General features: G+C 63.4%; 18 protein-coding genes. 5 read left to right on the forward strand and 13 right to left on the reverse strand.

All coding sequences use genetic code 11. The annotated features are described in order from the left end of the window. The 10 genes from VA599_RS21550 to VA599_RS21595 all read right to left on the reverse strand — a co-directional run. Positions 1-1,687, reverse strand: a 1,687-nt coding sequence (locus tag VA599_RS21550) for a glucosaminidase domain-containing protein (RefSeq protein WP_346790566.1), incomplete at its 3' end; no start/stop codon positions are given. A 116-nt stretch (positions 1,688-1,803) separates the two neighbouring features. Then, on the reverse strand, positions 1,804-2,178 hold the full coding sequence (locus tag VA599_RS21555) for a hypothetical protein (protein ID WP_021475227.1): 375 nt from the start codon (positions 2,176-2,178) through the stop codon (positions 1,804-1,806). A gap of 129 nt (positions 2,179-2,307) precedes the next feature. Next, on the reverse strand, positions 2,308-3,732 hold the full coding sequence (locus VA599_RS21560) for a phage tail sheath subtilisin-like domain-containing protein (RefSeq protein ID WP_346790568.1): 1,425 nt from the start codon (positions 3,730-3,732) through the stop codon (positions 2,308-2,310). Between the two features lie 68 nt (positions 3,733-3,800). Next, a complete protein-coding gene (locus VA599_RS21565) occupies positions 3,801-4,499 on the reverse strand; it encodes a DUF1834 family protein (RefSeq protein WP_021475229.1) in 699 nt (232 codons plus the stop codon). A 74-nt stretch (positions 4,500-4,573) separates the two neighbouring features. After that, positions 4,574-4,789: a hypothetical protein gene (locus tag VA599_RS21570; protein ID WP_021475230.1), complete on the reverse strand. Its 216-nt coding sequence runs from the start codon at positions 4,787-4,789 to the stop codon at positions 4,574-4,576. A 10-nt stretch (positions 4,790-4,799) separates the two neighbouring features. Further along, positions 4,800-4,997, reverse strand: coding sequence for a TraR/DksA family transcriptional regulator (locus VA599_RS21575; protein ID WP_021475231.1), 198 nt, complete (start codon positions 4,995-4,997; stop codon positions 4,800-4,802). Continuing rightward, on the reverse strand, positions 4,994-5,557 hold the full coding sequence (locus VA599_RS21580) for a hypothetical protein (RefSeq protein WP_346790571.1): 564 nt from the start codon (positions 5,555-5,557) through the stop codon (positions 4,994-4,996). Before VA599_RS21580 ends, VA599_RS21575 begins: the two co-directional genes overlap by 4 nt. Then, on the reverse strand, positions 5,554-5,775 hold the full coding sequence (locus VA599_RS21585) for a hypothetical protein (protein WP_031295420.1): 222 nt from the start codon (positions 5,773-5,775) through the stop codon (positions 5,554-5,556). Before VA599_RS21585 ends, VA599_RS21580 begins: the two co-directional genes overlap by 4 nt. Before the next feature lie 2 nt (positions 5,776-5,777). After that, the gene (locus tag VA599_RS21590) at positions 5,778-6,182 is read right to left on the reverse strand and encodes a M15 family metallopeptidase (RefSeq protein ID WP_021475234.1); all 405 of its coding nucleotides are present in this window, start codon (positions 6,180-6,182) and stop codon (positions 5,778-5,780) included. A gap of 79 nt (positions 6,183-6,261) precedes the next feature. After that, the gene (locus tag VA599_RS21595; protein ID WP_021475235.1) at positions 6,262-6,681 is read right to left on the reverse strand and encodes a Mor transcription activator family protein; all 420 of its coding nucleotides are present in this window, start codon (positions 6,679-6,681) and stop codon (positions 6,262-6,264) included. Between the two features lie 339 nt (positions 6,682-7,020). Between VA599_RS21595 and VA599_RS21600 the strand changes: the two genes are divergently transcribed. Both VA599_RS21600 and gmhA read left to right on the forward strand, forming a co-directional pair. After that, on the forward strand, positions 7,021-7,767 hold the full coding sequence (locus VA599_RS21600) for a S24 family peptidase (RefSeq protein WP_021475236.1): 747 nt from the start codon (positions 7,021-7,023) through the stop codon (positions 7,765-7,767). A gap of 154 nt (positions 7,768-7,921) precedes the next feature. Continuing rightward, complete coding sequence (gmhA, locus tag VA599_RS21605) at positions 7,922-8,506, forward strand: D-sedoheptulose 7-phosphate isomerase (protein WP_081665778.1); 585 nt, start codon at positions 7,922-7,924, stop codon at positions 8,504-8,506. Between the two features lie 75 nt (positions 8,507-8,581). On the opposite strand, the gene VA599_RS21610 is transcribed toward gmhA, so the two are convergent. Both VA599_RS21610 and VA599_RS21615 read right to left on the reverse strand, forming a co-directional pair. After that, positions 8,582-9,514: an alpha/beta hydrolase gene (locus VA599_RS21610; protein ID WP_021475238.1), complete on the reverse strand. Its 933-nt coding sequence runs from the start codon at positions 9,512-9,514 to the stop codon at positions 8,582-8,584. Positions 9,515-9,600: 86 nt separating this feature from the next. Beyond that, complete coding sequence (locus tag VA599_RS21615; protein WP_104945683.1) at positions 9,601-10,476, reverse strand: HD-GYP domain-containing protein; 876 nt, start codon at positions 10,474-10,476, stop codon at positions 9,601-9,603. A gap of 235 nt (positions 10,477-10,711) precedes the next feature. Between VA599_RS21615 and VA599_RS21620 the strand changes: the two genes are divergently transcribed. The 3 genes from VA599_RS21620 (at position 10,712) to VA599_RS21630 (ending at position 14,746) form a co-directional block, all read left to right on the forward strand. Further along, positions 10,712-12,058 (forward strand): SGNH/GDSL hydrolase family protein, encoded by a 1,347-nt coding sequence (locus tag VA599_RS21620; protein WP_346790576.1) that lies wholly within the window; start codon positions 10,712-10,714, stop codon positions 12,056-12,058. Positions 12,059-12,166: 108 nt separating this feature from the next. Next, positions 12,167-13,180 carry a class I SAM-dependent rRNA methyltransferase gene (locus tag VA599_RS21625; protein ID WP_346790578.1) on the forward strand — a complete coding sequence of 338 codons (1,014 nt, stop codon included), beginning with the start codon at positions 12,167-12,169 and terminating at the stop codon, positions 13,178-13,180. A gap of 231 nt (positions 13,181-13,411) precedes the next feature. Further along, positions 13,412-14,746, forward strand: a complete 1,335-nt coding sequence (locus VA599_RS21630; RefSeq protein ID WP_346790579.1) for an SGNH/GDSL hydrolase family protein — start codon at positions 13,412-13,414, stop codon at positions 14,744-14,746. Positions 14,747-14,863: 117 nt separating this feature from the next. Here the strand turns inward: VA599_RS21630 and VA599_RS21635 are convergent, their stop codons facing one another. After that, entirely contained in the window at positions 14,864-16,102 is a 1,239-nt protein-coding gene (locus VA599_RS21635) for an anion transporter (protein WP_346790581.1), read from the reverse strand. Positions 16,103-16,177 lie beyond the last annotated feature (75 nt).

Raw genomic sequence — 16,177 nt, forward strand, 5'->3', positions numbered from 1 at the left:
CCTGTTCGGCCGCTTTCTGTTTTACAGCCTCGGCGTCGGCGCGCTGCTTGGCTTTCGCCTGTTCGGCCGCTTTCTGTTTCACAGCTTCCGCGTCGGCGTGCTGCTTGGCTTTCGCCTGTTCGGCCGCTTTCTGTTTTACAGCCTCGGCGTCGGCGCGCTGCTTGGCTTTCGCCTGTTCGGCCGCTTTCTGTTTTGCAGCTTCGGCGTCGGCGCGCTGCTTGGCTTTCGCCTGTTCGGCCGCTTTCTGTTTCGCAGCTTCGGCGTCGGCGCGCTGCTTGGCTTTCGCCTGTTCGGCCGCTTTCTGCTTCGCAGCTTCGGCGTCGGCGTGTTGTTTGGCTTTCGCCTTTTCAGCCATAGCATTGGCATCTGCTTGTTTTTGGGAACTGGTTTGGCTCGTTTTTTTATTATGGGGAGTAGTCGGGGCTGCCTTGTTGGGTATGACCGTATTGGCTGCTTCCGATGCTTTCCCCTCAATTGCATTGACTTTCTCTTGATTGCCATTGTTTTTTAATCGTAAGGCACCTTTGAATCTTTTTTTCCATTCCCAGCTCTGCAAATAGGTCGAAGCAGGCCCTGTGCTAGTTTGAGAGCCAAAGAATTTCGCTTTTCCATCTTTGTCATAGCCTTCAAAAATAGCTACGTGCTGCCCACTCTTACCGCTGAACATCATTAGGTCACCAGGCTTCATTGCGCCTGGCTCAAGAGCTTTGTCTTTCGAAATAGGAGTAAAATTCTTTTTTGCGAGTTCGGTGACTGCGCTTCCGTTAAATAAGCTGCTAGTTGTGAATCCAGCCTGTGAAGGGAGTCCGGTAAGGGGGACTCCGCTTTCTTTCAATGCACGCCAAACAAGTGCAGAGCAGTCTACGCCTTTCAGCCCATCACCATCGGCATCTTCTTCCAATCGGGTTGTGTCGGTTTTACCATTGCTTGATTTGTTTTTGCTTCTGCTATCTGATCGGCCATACTCATATTTACCAGGCTTGAAGTGTGATTTTGCTGCTAAGATTATTTTCTCTCCAGGGGATGTTTTTTCTGCAGCAATCTCACTCTCTTTATTATTTGATTGCGTTTTTTCTTTTGGCCATATTTTATTAGTTATTTGGCTTGTTTCAGACTGAGCTATATTTGAAATTTCATCCAAAATACTTTTAGAGTTAATGGTTTTTTTTTCTTCAATTTTCCCTATTGATGTGGCCTCTAATTTTTTACCAGCTTCAATGCCTGCGCGCATTGTTGATCCAGAGTTCACACTATGAAGTAGGCTCTGATACTTCGGATCTGTTGCGTAGCCAGCTTTTGCTATTTCCTCAACTTCTTTTGAAAAATCACCTTTAACTCCTTCCTTAAATATCCCTTTGTACCTTTTATTTCCTTTAAGAAATTTTATTCTGTCATTTATTGAGTCTTCTATAGTGTCATAAACTCTGAATTTTTCATGCTTTATTACGGTTTTCCCATTTATTACTTCAGGAACATCATAATATCTTGTTTTGCCTTTCCACCCGTCAGCACCGCTTGCCTTTATGTTGAAGGCATTGTTTGATCCATCGAGAAATTTTTGTCCCCACCCTGTTTCAAGAGCTGCTTGAGTTAAAATCAATTCAAGAGACATTCCACTTTCTTCAGAAGCCTTTTTTGCCGGGCCATATATTTTTCTAATAAATTCCACTTTTTTAGGATCCGGCATAATCATTCTCCAATCTCAATATATTTTAGGTAATAAGGCTGAGAGGTGGTTAAACTCCCAGCCCTTTTAATTACCAAGCGTGGATGAGCACATTAAGTGCTAGTTACTACATAGTTTTATTCCACCACTTTCCGCAGCGACATCAGCTTGATATCGCGGCGCGCTTCGCTTTCCACGCCGTATTTCTCGCCGACTTCCAGCGTGAAGCAGTCCAGGTAGCTGGTGCGTTTGCCGCCCGGCGCCAGCGGGAATTCGGTCAGCTTGGCGCCTTCGATCGCTTCCCAGTCCAGGTCGCCGGTCAGCGGGATGGACACGGTGACCGCCAGGTCGTATTCGGAGATGCCGCGGGCGAAGCCCTTGGCGCGGCCGGTGGCGTTCATCGTCTTCACGATCTTGCGGCCGGTGCGGCTGCTGACGTTGAGGTCGATGACGTCGATTTCCTGGCCATTCACTTCCAGGACGATGGAGCCTGCGTATTCTTTCAAAGCCATGAGACTTTCCTTTTCGATTCGGGATGGGGCGGCCGGGCGGCGGCCCGGCCGGCTGGGGTGTTGAAGGAAGGGGGAGAGGCGAGGCGAGGCGGCCGAGCGCTGCGGGATCAGCCGCCTCGCCGCGCGCGCTTACAGCAGCAGGTCGATGCGGCCGGCGAACACGTGCAGGCCGTTGACTACGTCCACCGGGATCTTGGCGTCCAGGCGGTTGACGTCCTGCAGGTCGCGCTCGACGATCAGGCCGGCCTTGTTGGCTTCCACCTGCTCGATGATTTCCAGCTCTTCCAGCTTGTACAGCACGTCCAGCAGCTCGGAACGGACCTTGGACGGCGTGCGGTCGGACAGCTTCTCGCGCGGGAAGCGCAGCGCGATGCGCTCGCGGCAAGCCTTGCGCACGTAATCCAGGGTGCGGATGGTGGTGATATCCAGCAGCGACACGTCGTCCACGCCTTGCGCGTCCTTGGTGTAGGTGCTGATGGCGCGCACGATCTGCACGCGGTCGCCGGCGGCCACTTCCAGCGGGGTCACGCCGTTGTACAGCGCGTTTTCCTGCTCGGTGCGGCTGGTGCGGGAAGCCAGGTCCACCACGTCCAGGCCCTTCAGCTCCAGAGTGTTCAGCGGACGGGCCGGATCTTCCTCGCTGGCGATCACGGCGGCGTAGGCGGCGGCGATGTCGGCCGACAGCTTGGCCGAGCCGCGATACCAGGCGGTGGTGATGCGGCCGCTGTCCAGCTTGGCGGACAAGGCGGAGGCGTCGGCCAGCGCGCCGGTGGTGGCGATCACGCCGATGGCGCCGCGTTGCTCCAGCGGACCGGACACGAAGTCCAGATGGTTGCGCAGCGCGGTCAGCGCGGCGTCGCCGGTGAACGGGCTGGCGATGATCTGGTGGCCGCCGCTCACCACTGCGGACAGGACCGGAGCGAGGTCCGGATCGCCGGCGCCCCCTTTCATTGCAGCGATGACGACGCCGAGGCCGGCGATCTGCTCCTGCGCCTTCAGCGCGATGCCGTTGCCGATGCTGCCCTTGTGGCGGGCGGTGAGGGTCAGCACTTCCTTGGCGGCGGATGCGGTGACCGGCAGGTCGGTCAGCTTGGCGATGGCGGCTTGCGCATTGGCGGCGATCTTGGTCGGATCGTCGGTGGCGGCCACGGCCACGTCGACGCGGACCGCGCCGATGAACAGGCTCAGCACGCCGGCGGCGGCGGCCGGGCCGCTGAAGGTGAAGGAGCCGGAAGCGGCGGTGCCGGCGGCCGCGTCGTCAACGCCGATCACGGTCAACTGCAGGTAGGGGTTGGCGTTGATCGCGGCGCGCGCCATCAGGTGGGCGTTGGAGCCGCGGCCGAAGGCCTGGGCGGCCTGATCGTCGCTGAACACGTCCAGCGCGGCCAGCGCCGGCTGGGCGGCGGTGTCGGCCAGGCGTTGGCCGATCACCAGCACGCGCTGCGGATTGCCCGGCAGCGTGCGCACCGCCAGTTTGGTGTTGAACTCGAAGTATTTGCCCGGCTTGCGGATCGAGGCCGGAATCTGGTCGAAACTGATGTTGGCGCTAGCCATAAGGAAAGGCTCCTGGTGTGGCGGTTGGGGAGGTGCCGCGCCGGTTGGCGCGGCGAGGGGAAAGCGGTTTAGTTCTGAGACGGCGCGGGATTGGCGACCACATCCTGGGCCTTGACGCCTGCGGAGCCGGCCAGGTTGTAGTTGAGCTGGGTGCTCTGCCAGGTTTTGGCCGGGTCTTCCAAGCGGCCGCCGAAGGCGCGGAACAGCGCGTCCGGGTCGGCGTCGGTTTGCGGCGACGGCCAGTGGCCGTTGTCCAGCGCCTCGTCCAGCCAATAGGTGCTGAAGTCGCAGGCCACCAGGCTCCATGGCTGGCCGTCGCGCGGGGCCTGGCCCAGCGGGCGGACTTTTTCCGGCAGCAGCGGATTCACCGCCAGGCCGAAATCCTGCGAGGCCAGCAGGCGCCGCGCTGCGTAGACCAATTGCCAGACGCCGGCGCCGGCGTAGTTGGCGTCGGCTTGCAAGCGGTCGCCGACGATGACGGTGAACAGCGCGTTGGCTTTGTAGCGCAGGCGCTGGCTGGCCTGCGGCTGGCTGGAGGTGATGCCGCCGGCGACGGTCCACAGCGCCGGCAGCCTGGCCAGCGCCTGCGGATTGATGGTGGGGCTGGACTGGCCGGGGGTGAGTCGGCTGGCGTAATCGCCGTGGGCCAGCTGCAGGCCGCACAGGGCGGTTTCGTCCAGGTCCGCCGCCACTTCGCGCACCATCCGGCCCATGCCTTGGCGCAGGCGGTCGGCGATGGCGGTTTGCACGGAAATCAGCATGGACATGGTCATTCCTTGGAACGATGGTGAGGATGGGGAGAGTGTGACGCCGGGCGGCGTCGGGGCTTAGCTGAGGGGTGTCAGTGCACTAGGCGCTTGAGCAGTTCGCCGGCCAGGGTGACCAGCAGCGCGGACAGGGCGCCGGATACCGCGCCGCTCTTGGCGGCCTGGATTTCGACGTCGCGCAGACGGCCGTCCAGCTCTTCCAGTTTCTTGTCCTGTTTGGCGAGGTGGGCGACGATCATGTCAAGCTTGCCTTCTATGCGGCCCAGGGCCAGCAGGTTGTCGTGTTCCACGTGAAACCTCTCACTTCTCGGCCAGTTGCTGGCATAGCACGCAGCGGGTGCAGCTGGGGATGGCCGCGCGGCGGGCGCCGGGAATCGGATCGCCGCAGTCCTCGCAGTGGCTGAGGCCGCTTTGGCGCCATTGCTCGAAGTGGCGGGCGAGCGCCTGCTCGCGGAATTCGGTTTCCAGCTCGCTGGCCCGGTCGAAGAAGTCGGTCATGGTGTGGGTTCCTGTTGAGAGTAGAGTTGTTTCAGGGCGACAAGGCGTTGCTCCAGTTGCTGGCACCAGGCGCCGTAGTCGGCGGCGTGGGCGAGGAGATCGGGCGCCGGTAGCCCGGCATCGGCGCCGGCGGTTTGGGCGGCAGCTCCAGCAGGTAAGGGCTGGGAGCCGGGCAGCTCGTCGGGATAGCCGAGGAGCTGGCGGTAGAGGCGCAGGCTGTCAGGGCCAAGGCCAGTAAAGCGGGGACCATCGTTGCGGGTGGCATCGTCTATCCTTTGCGCGTGTCGCCGTTGCTGCGCTTGCAGCGCCTGCTGTTGTTCCAGCAGCCGGCTTTCCAGTTGATCGATGCGTTGGCGCCATTGCCGCTGCAATTCCATGGCCGCGGCCTGGCGTTGTTGTTGCGTGCGGCTGTCCGCCGATTGCATCTCGGCGACGGTGGCCTGCAGCTTGGTTTGCCAGTACTGGCGGCTCTGGCTGTGGCCCAGCGCGTAACCGCCGGCGGCGGCGAGCAGCGGCAGCAGCAGGCCGGAGCCCAGGCGCAGGAAGGAGGCGGGGATCATGTCCGGCTCCGGTCGCGATAGGCGGCGATCAGCCGCAGCGTGGCCGAGTAGCCGCCGACTACGCCCATATAGATCAGCCAGATGTCGGCGGTCAGCGAACCGCGCCAGCCATTGACCAGAAACATGATGGTGGCCGCGGCGCAGGCGATATTGGCCCACAGCCGGCTGTGGCTGAGGCGGCGGCTGCGCGGATGGCGGAGCAGGTCGGCTAGGCGCATGCTCATTTCTCCAGTGACAGTTGGAAATGGGGTATCTCATGCAGCGGCGCTTCCAGCGTGCCGTGCCAGTACAAGCCCAAGGACTGGGCGATCCGCCCCATCACCTGCCAGTGAGGGTGGTCGATGTCGCAGATGGGCTTGCCGGCGTGCAGCGGAACCACGTCGAAGGCGCGGGCGGCGGGATTGCCGTGCAGCATCGCGTTGTGGGCCGATTCGCCGGGACGCGCGTAGGTGACGATGACGCCGGGCAGTTCCCGGCCCCGGCGGTACAACTGTTCTTGCTCGGCGGCCGAGCGCCAGGTGCAGATCAGCAGCGGGTCCACGCCCTGGTCCCGGCACAGACGCAGAAAGGTTTCAGCCAGCGGCTGCAGTTGCGGGTGCAGATCGGAAATGGCTCGGCTTGCCATGAGGTCTCCTTTGCCTGATGAATGCGTTGCTCGGCCTGGGAGGCGGGTAGGCGGCCCTCGGCGGCGCCGTGCCGGGGGATCAGTGCACTTCGCAGTCGGCCGGCGGGGTTTTCAGCACGCGCCAGACCATGCGGTCGCTGAGGCGATAGCGCATCGCCAGCACGCCCACCGCTTCGTTGGCGCCGAGGCCTTCCACCAGCATCGCGTCGAAGTCGCGGATCATCTGCTGATTGCGCGCCTGGCGCAGTGCGGTGCTGCAGCGCGGGATATAGAGGATGTCGCCGCCGAAATGGCCGGTCAGCCGCTCGGCCGCCTCCTGGCCGATCACCTCCACCAGCGCGGCGAAGCGCAGCTGGCCGGCGCGGCTCTGGTTCTTGGAGAAGGGCAGGGTGGTGCCGCCCAGCGCCTGCACTAACTGCAAAGTGCGCGGCATGCCAATCAGCTGAGCGACCAGTTGCATGGTGGAGGGCAGAGCGGGATATTGCGCGGCGGTATTCATCACGTGAGCTCCTGAAAGCCCCTCGAAGGGCCTTGGCAGACAAATAGTTCTAAATGAGTTATAGTTTGAGCAAGGCTAAACCAGGGAGAGCCTGGGTTTTATGTAGGCAGTTATTAGAACTGCAGTGGTAGTTGGGTGCATATATTTTAGCACTTTTATAAGTATCATTGCTAATTAGTAGAACTACTTATGAAGTATGATTGCTATTGTATGCCTTGCTTTTGAACTAAACAAGCAACGGGATGTCACTACTTATGTCAGTTACATTCGACAAAATGACAATGCAATGGTAATCTGGGGCGCCGCTCCAACCGTGCATGACTTCCGATGGAGTTCCAAATGGAAAATTCGCAGCAACAGACCGATTTCCGGCAGCGCCTGGAACTATTGATCGGCAGCGAGAAGCCCTACGCTTGGGCGGCGCGCCACGGTCTCAACAAGGGGTCGTTCACCAATATGTGGTACAAGGGCGGCGTTCCGCGGGTCGGAACCGCGCAAAAGATCGCGGCCGGCAGCGGCTGCCGGGTCGAGTGGCTGTTGTACGGCGATGGCCCGATGCAGGATGAGCGCGCGCAGGCGCACGAGGCAGCCACGCCTGCCGGATTGCCGGCCTTGCCCGCGCGCGGCGACGCCGATGAGCATGAAATTCCTGCCGGAGTGCAAGAGGAGTTCTGTTTCATTCCGCGTTATAACCTGAAGGCGTCGGCAGGCTTTGGAACCAGCGCCGCCGGCGAGCAGCCGATGTTCTATATGGCCTTCCGCCGCTACTGGGTGAAGAACTATCTGAACGCCTCGCCGCGCGATCTGGTGGTGATCAGCGTCAAGGGCGACAGCATGAGCGGCGTGCTGGAGGACCGGGACACCATCCTGGTCAACACCGCCGAGCGCAATCCCGGCGAAGGCTTGTTCGTGATCCGCATCGGCGATGACATCTTCGTCAAGCAGCTGCAGCGCTTGCCCGGAGGCGCGGTGCAAGTGAAGAGCGCCAATCCCTTGTATGAAACTTTCACCGTCGACTTGTCCCGCTCCGCCGGCGAATTCGAGGTGATCGGACGGGTGGTGTGGTTCGGCCGGCAGATCGCCTGAGCGCGTCGGCGGGCATTCTGGCGCGCGTGGTGTTTCCTGGCGGTGTCCGTCGCGCGATCGATGCCGCCTTGCCGGGCCGGGCCAGACGCCGGCCGCTCCGTGGCGCGGGATCATCAGGTGTACACTAGAGCCTGACCAAGCAATGGAATTCATCATGCAAGACCATATCCGCGCCAGCCTGGGCGAGGCCAAGACCGCGCTCGACAATCTGTTGGCCAATCCGCAGGCGCTCGCCTCGGTGGAGGCGGCCGCGCAGGCGATCATCGGCGCGCTCGAATCCGGCGGCCGCGTGTTTTCCTGCGGCAACGGCGGCTCGATGTGCGACGCGATGCATTTCGCCGAAGAACTCACCGGCCGTTACCGCGATAACCGCCGTGGCATGGCGGCGATCGCCATCAGCGATCCCAGCCACATCAGCTGCGTCGGCAACGATTACGGTTATGACGAGATTTTCGCCCGCTACCTGGAAAGCCATGCCCGCGCCGGCGACGTGCTGATCGGCCTGAGCACCAGCGGCAACAGCCGCAACGTGATCCGCGCCGCCGAAGTGGCGCGCGAGCTGGGCGTCAAAGTGGTGATCCTGACCGGCCGCGCCGGTGCCAAGCTGGAGCCGCTGGCCGACGTCTATGTCAACACCCCGGGCGGCAGCTATGCCGACCGCGTGCAGGAACTGCACATCAAGGTGCTGCATATCCTGATCGAGCTGACCGAGCGGCACTTCTTCCCGGAAAACTACTGAGACGCAGCATGCGCCGGGAGGCGCGCGTTTCCGAAGTTGAAGGATTTCAGCGCGCAGGCCGCAGGGGCGAGGCGTTCAGCCGGCGTTGAGGAAGGCGCCGATGCGGCGGTAAGCCAGTTCGCATACTTCCGGCACCAGCGCCTCCATGTTGAGGAAGGCGTGCACCTGGTCCTCCAGATGCAGCCGTTCCACTTCGGCGCCGGCCGCCTGCAACTTCTCCGCGTATAACTGGCCCTGGTCGCGCAGGATGTCGCGGCCGGCGGTGATCACCAGCGTCGCGGGCGGCGGGGCATCCAGCGCCCAGTGCAGCGGCGATGCCCGGCCGCGGTCTTCGCCGTGCTGGAAGTAATTGTCGAAATACCAGTCGGTGCGGGCCCGGGTCAGGAAGAGGCCTTCACCGTTTTCCGCCACCGAGGGCTGCGCCAGCGTGTAGTCGACGCAGGGATAGATCAGCGCCTGGCGTGAAATCTCAAGCGATGGGTCGGCAAGGCCGCAGAGGCTGGCGCACAGCGCGCCGCCGGCGGAGTCGCCGGCCAGCGACAGGCGCCGCCGGTAGGCCAGCCCGCGTTCGTCCAACGCGCGCCACACATGCCTGGCCACGCTCAGCGCGTCATCGAGGCCGGCTGGGTAGGGATTTTCCGGCGACAGCCGGTATTCGGCGGCGACGACGATGTGCCGGCTGGCGGCGGCGAGGCGGCGGTTGATGCCGTCGTAGACGCTGACGCTTCCCGCCATGTGGCCGCCGCCGTGCAGGAAGACCAGCACCGGCAACGTTTCTTTGGGCGCGGGATGGTAGATGCGCACCGGTACGGCGTAAGCGCCGCCCGGCACCAGGTCATCGTTCACCCAGGCGATGTCCGGCCCGGGCGCGACCATCTGCGCGGTCAACTGCGCCAATGCTTCCCGCGCGCCTATCGCCGTCGGTTTGTAGCCTTCGGCCAAACGTTGCGCAGTCTGCTGGTTGAGCTCGGCCAGCCAGGGTCGCAGATTGGGATGCAGTCGGTGCATGGTCTGTCCCGTCTATACAAGGTATTGATTCATCAGGCTATACCATTCGCATTTTAACGGCAAGCGCAATGACCTGATCGGCTGGCTCAGCCAAATAGCAGGTCCAGCAGCCCGGGCTTGCCGCGCGCGCGCAGGCGGCCGCTGTCGGCCAGCAGCCGATCGATCAGCGCGCTGTCGGCGCGCGGCCGGCGGGCGCGGACCGGATCGTTCGCGTCGGTGGGCGTGAGCGCCAGCGCGTCGTCCCGGCGGCTGAGGCGGTAGCCGCCGGCACAGGCAGGGCAGAATAATTCGTCGCCATCGGCCGCCGCCGCCGGCACCGCGATGATGGGGCCGCAGGCCGCGCAGCGCTGCATCGGCACGCCGGGTTCGCTATGGCCCAGCACGTGGTCCAGCCGGCCCGCCTCGCCCAGCAGGATGAAGCGCTCCCCCAGTTCGGCGTCGAACTGGCGACCCAGATTGTCGCGCAGGATGGCCAGCGCCTGCGGCGCCGGCATGCCCTGGCGGTAGGGCCGGGTGCTGGTCATCGCATCGAAGGCGTCGGCGATGCCGACGATGCGCGCCGCCAGCGGGATGGCCTTGCCGGACAGCCGGTCTGGGTAGCCGTTGCCGTCCGGGGTTTCGTGATGGCGCAGCACCGCGTCGATCACCAGTTCGGCTAACGGGTGCTCTTTCAGCAGTTCCGCGCCGACTTGGGGATGGGTCTTGATCACCTCGTATTCCTCGTCGCTGAGTTTGCCGGGCTTGTTCAGCACCGCGTCCGGCACGCCCACCTTGCCCAGATCGTGCAGAAAACCCCCCAACGCGATCCTTTCCACCTCGGCCTGAGGCAGCTGCAAGTCGGAGGCCAGCAGATGGCTGTAGCGCGACACGCGCCACAGGTGGCCGCCGGTGTAGGCGTCGCGCGCCTCTACCAGCATGGCCATCGTGTACAGGGTTTTCAGCAGTTCGCGGCTGGCTTGCATGGCTTCCTCGCGGCATGAGTGGCGATCACTTCACTATGGCATACGCGCAGGCTGGCGGAGGCAGAGCCGGATGTCATGCTGCGCTGGCGATGATGAGACATCATTCGAGCGTTTGATCTAAATTTGTCGTAACTTAATGATTGCAATCATGCAATTTTCATTTTTCCTCCGTAGTGTGTAATGACGCGCCGCTGAACCGGCGCGATCCACACACGAAATCCAAGGAGGAGTGCGAATGAAGTCATGGTTGCTGCTGGGACTGACCCTTTCCTCGCTGGCCTGGGCCGGCAATGACGACGGCGCGCCGGATCCGCGCTATGCCCACGTGCTGTCGTCGTCCGGCCCGCTGAGCCGCGCCGAGCTGCTGAAGCGCGGCCTGCCCAAGCAGCAGGCCGCCGCGCGTATCTCCGCGATGTCTGTGCCGGGGCCCGCCACCTATACCTATGTGCGCTGTTTCTACCGCACCGGCAGCGCCAACACCCAGCCGGGCACCGATTACGAGTGGGCGCTCGACCCGTCCAGCGGCGACTACTACCGCCTGAACGGCAACTGGTGGTCCAGCAGCATCTTCGACTGGAAGAACATGTTCTACAGCGACGTGACGCAGGACGCGCTGCGCTCCGTCTGCCAGCAGACGCTGGCCAAGAAGGGCAGGCCGTCGCAGCCGGCGATGGTGTTCGCCGCCGACAACGCGATGTCGTTCAATTACACGGTGTGGACCAACGACAAGGCCGGGCAGGGCAGTGGCATCAACAAGATCATCGCCTTCGGCGACAGCCTGTCCGACAACCAGAACGTTTACAACGCCTCGCAGTGGACGCTGCCCAACCGCAACAGCTGGTATATCGGCCACTTCAGCAACGGCCCGGTGTGGGTGGAATACCTGGCCAGCCGGCTGAAGCTGCCGATGTACAACTGGGCGATCGGCGGCGCCGGCGTGTCGACGCAAAAGCTGGTGATCCCGGGCGTGGTGCAGCAGGTGCAGTCCTGGCAGGACTACATGAAGCAGGCGCCCAATTACAACCCGGCCACCACGCTGTTCACGATGTGGATAGGCGGCAACGACTTGGTCAACTACGGCAGCACGCCGGACAAGGTGATCGCCGGCCAGCAGCAGGCGCTGACCAATCTGATCAAGGCCGGCGGCCGCAACATTCTGCTGTTGAAGCTGCCTGATGTGTCGCGCGCGCCGGTGTTCCAGTACAAGGACGGCGCGGCCACCGTGGCGGCGCAGGTGAAGGATCTGAACCAGAAGCTGGATGCCTTGGCCGCCTCGCTGCGTCAGCAGTACGGCGTCAACATCCAGATGTTCGACAGCTACGCGATGTTCAATGACGTGTTGAACAATCCGGGCAAGTACCAGGTCAGCAACACCACCCAGTCCTGCCTGAACATCAACGCCGACTCGGCGCTGAACTACATGCAGACCCAGTCGCCGCGCGCCAATTGCGCCAATGCCGACAGCTTCGTGTTCTGGGACACGCTGCACCCGACCACCCACACCCATTTGCTGCTGGGCAACGCGGTGGCTGACTTCCTCGGCTCGTCCGGCGCGATGCCGATGCTGAGCAAGGCGCGCTGACGCGCGGACGGACGGCGTTTGGCGCGCCGTCCGCCAGGGCTTACAATTCGGTTTTGATCCGGCCGCGGGGTTTCCCGCGGCCCGGCCGAACTGTAATCGAAAGCCCCCATGTCCACCCTGACCGAACTCCTCCGCCGCGCCGACGCGGCGCGCGCCGCGCTGATCGAGCGCTTGGCCGCCGAAGACACCAACTGTTACCGCCTGTTCCACGGCAGCGTGGAGGGCATGCCTGGCCTCGCCATCGACCGTTACGGCGAGCAGATTCTGGCGCAGACCTTCCACAAACCGCTGACCGACGCCGAGCTGGAGGAAATCCGCGCCCATTACCGCGAGACGCTGCCGGAGCTGGCGCTGGTGTACAACGACCGCAGCGACGCCAACTCGCGCGTCAGCAACGCGCTGTCTCTGGCCGAGCAGGCGGTGGCCCAGCAGGACGTGGCGATCCGCGAGAACGGGGTCGCCTTCCATTACCAGGCGCGCCACAAGGGCCAGGACCCCTGGCTGTTCCTCGACCTGCGCGCCGCGCGCCGCCGCGTGATGCAGCTGGCCGAGGGCAAGAGCGTGCTCAACCTGTTCGCCTACACCTGCGGCGTGGGCGTGGCGGCGGCCAAGGCCGGCGCCAGCTTCGTGCTGAACGTGGATTTCGCCGAATCCAGCCTCAGCGTCGGCCGCGCCAACGCCAAGCTGAACCTGCTGGCCTCCCGGCCGCGCTGCCTGCACAGCGACGTCTTCGCCGCCGTGCGCCAGCTGTCCGGCATCGGCCAGCCGGACCGGGTGCGCGGCAAGAAGATGCCGCCCTTCCCCAAACTGGAGCCGCGCCAGTTCGATCTGGTGTTCCTGGACCCGCCGCGCTACTCCAAGAGCCCGTTCGGCGTGGTGGACCTGGTCAACGATTATCAGGCGCTGTTCAAGCCCGCTTTGCTGGCTACCGCGCCGGGCGGGATGCTGGTTTGTTGCAATAATGTTGCAGAAGTGGATGGCGACGCCTGGCTGGAAAGTTTGAAGCGCAGCGCCGCCAAAGCCGGCCGCGAAGTGCGCGCCGCCGAGTGGATCATCCCCGACGAGGACTTCCCCAGCATTGACGGCAAACCCCCGCTGAAGATCGTTTTGCTTAGCGTTTGAGACGCATTATCAAACAAAAAAGCCGCGACCCAGCCGCGGCTTTTTGCATAGTTTGAGCCAAGACAACTAAGCGTAAAGCCAGTTTAATTGTTTAAAATTAACACTTTATTTTAAATGTAAACGGCTGATATTCTGTTTGACAGGAAGCCCCGGCCGGCGCGGAGCCTTAGCCGCGACCGGATGAAAACGACGGGCATTCCACACATAACAAACAAGGTATCGGGTGAATACATGAAACAAACCATCGTTCTGTCCCTGCTGGCGGGCATGCTGGCCTGCGCTCAGGCGCAGGCCCAGTCCGAACAGCCCCCCAGCGACGAGCTGGACGGCGTGATCTCCGCCGGCAAGCCCCTGTCCGGCAGCGAGGCGCGCGCCGCCTCGAGCCAGGCCAAGCCGCAGCCTGGCAGCGCCACCTACACTTATCTGCGCTGCTATTACCGCAAGAGTCCGGCGGCCAACCAGCCGCAGACCGACTATGTGTGGGCCACCGATCCGTCCAGCGGCGACTACTACCGCGTCAACGGCTACTGGTGGTCGGGCAGCTTCGTCGCGCTGAAGAACATGTTCTACAGCGACACCAGCCAGGACACGCTGCGCTCGGTGTGCCAGCAGACGCTGGCCAAGCAGGGCGTCAACCGTCCGCTGGCGCTGTTCGCCGCCGCCAACAACGTGATGTCGTACAACCACACCATCTGGACGCTGGACAGCGCCAGCCAGGGCAATGCGATCAACCGCATGGTGGTGTTCGGCGACAGCCTGTCGGACACCCAGAACATGTACGGCGCCTCGCAATGGCGGCTGCCGGTAGCCAGCAGCTGGTATGTCGGCCGCTTCAGCAACGGCCGAGTCTGGGTCGAGCATCTGGCCGACCAATTGAAGCTGCCGTTCTACAACTGGGCGATAGGCGGTTCCGCCGCCGACAGCCACCTGGTGGTGCCGGGCCTGTTGCAGCAGGTGGATTCCTGGACCCAGTACATGCAGAAGGCGCCGGGCTATCGTCCGGAAAACACCCTGTTCACCATGCTGATCGGCGGCAACGACTTGCTCAACTACGGCCGCGCCGTGGATCAGGTGATCGCCGACCAGGGCAAGGCGCTGGACAAGATCATCGCCGCCGGCGGCCGCAACATCGTGGTGCTGACGCTGCCCGACCTGTCGCGCACGCCGTCCGGCTCGGCCGGCGGCAAGGCGGCCCAGCTGTCGCAGCAGGTGAAGGAGTACAACGCCAAGCTGGCGACGCTGGTGGCCAATCTGAAGCAGAAGCACGGCGCGGCGCTCAAGCTCAGCCTGTTCGACGCCTACGCCATGTTCAACGATCTGCTGACGAATCCGGCCAAGTACCAGGTGAGCAACACCACCCAGCCCTGCCTGAACGTGGCGGCCAACGCCAGCCTGCCCTACATCTCGTCGCAGACGCCGCGGCCGGAATGCACCAACGCCGACGCCTATGTGTTCTGGGACAATCTGCACCCGACCACGCACACCCATGTGCTGTTGGGCCAGATGGTGGCCGACTTCCTGCGCCAGCAGAACCTGAACCTGTCGGCGCAGGCGCGCAGACGCTGAGCCGCCGGAGTTGAGGCTATCCGCCAACCGCATGCCTCGCCGGCATGCGGTTTTTTGTCGCCGCCGTTTCACGGATGAGGGCGGGCTCCCGCCGCTTCGAATGCGGCGGGGCCGAACTCAGAAGCCGAGCTGGAACCGCAGCGCCAGGTACGCGCCGGAGACGGCCAGGGTCGCCAGGGTGATCGGCACGCCGACGCGGGCGTGGCGTTTCCAGTCGATGGCGACGCCGCGCCTGGCGGCGGCATCGACGACGATGATGTTGGCGATGCTGCCGACAATCAGCAGATTGCCCGACAGCGTGCTGACCAGCGCCAACAGCAGGCCGCTCGCCTCGTGATGGGCGACGGGCAACAACAGCATCACCGCCGGGACGTTGGAGACGATGTTGGACAGCAGGAAGGTGGCGGCGAACAAGGGGCCGGGCTGCTCCAGCCGCACGCCGAGCGCGGCCAGGCCGGCGACGGCGTCCGATGGGATCCCGGTGCGCTGCAGCGCATGGTTGACGACGAACAGGCTCATGAACAGAACCAGCAGCTCCCAGTCGACCAGCCCCAGCATCTTGCGGGAATGCAGCTGGCGGCTCATCAGCAAGATGCCCGCGCCGATGAGCGCCATGTGCTCCCTGGGCCACGGCGCCGCCAGGAACGCCGCCAGCAGCGCCGCGGCGATGGCGAGGCCTTTCGCGGTTTGCCAGCCATCGAAAGGCGCGCCCGCGCGCGGCGGCTCGGCGGCAGGCTCGGCGGGGCCGGCATCCAGCCAGCGGCCGCCGGTCTGCCTGACGATCAGCGCCCAGCATGCCAGCAGCCCGAAGACCACCGGGATGGCGGCGGCCAGGAAATAGCCGCCGAAGTTCAGGCGCAGCGTCTGGCCGATCAGCATGTTCTGGGGATTGCCGATCAGCGTCGCGGCCGAGCCGATGTTGGAGGCGCAGGCAAGCGCCAGCAGGAACGGGACCGGGTCTAGCCGGCGCTGTCTGCAGACGTCGATCAAGACCGGGGCGACGGCCAGACAGACGATGTCGTTGCTGAATACCGCCGACAACGCCGCGCTGACGACGGTCAGCGCCGCCAAGAGGCCGGCGGGGCCGAGCGACAGGGTCGCCAGCTTGCGGGTCACCCAGTCGTAGAAGCCGCCGAGGCGCATCTGCGCCGATATCACCATGAAGGCGAACAGCAATATCAGCGTGGGCAGGTGCATGGAGGCCACCGCTTGCTCGAGGCTCAGCGCGTTGACGCCGATCAGCGCGATCGCGCCGAGCAGCGCGACGCCGGTCCGGTCAAGCTGCAGGAACGGCAGTCCGCCGAGAATCATGCCGAGATAGACGATGAGGAAGATGGCGAGGATGGTCATGGTCATGTCGTAAGCGCCGGCGCGCATCGGCCTGCCCGGAGGCGGGCCGAGCTTGGGAGTGGGAGAGGCGTCTGTTCCATG

Source organism: Chromobacterium indicum, from assembly GCF_039708975.1.
GTDB classification, from domain to species: Bacteria; Pseudomonadota; Gammaproteobacteria; order Burkholderiales; family Chromobacteriaceae; genus Chromobacterium; species Chromobacterium piscinae.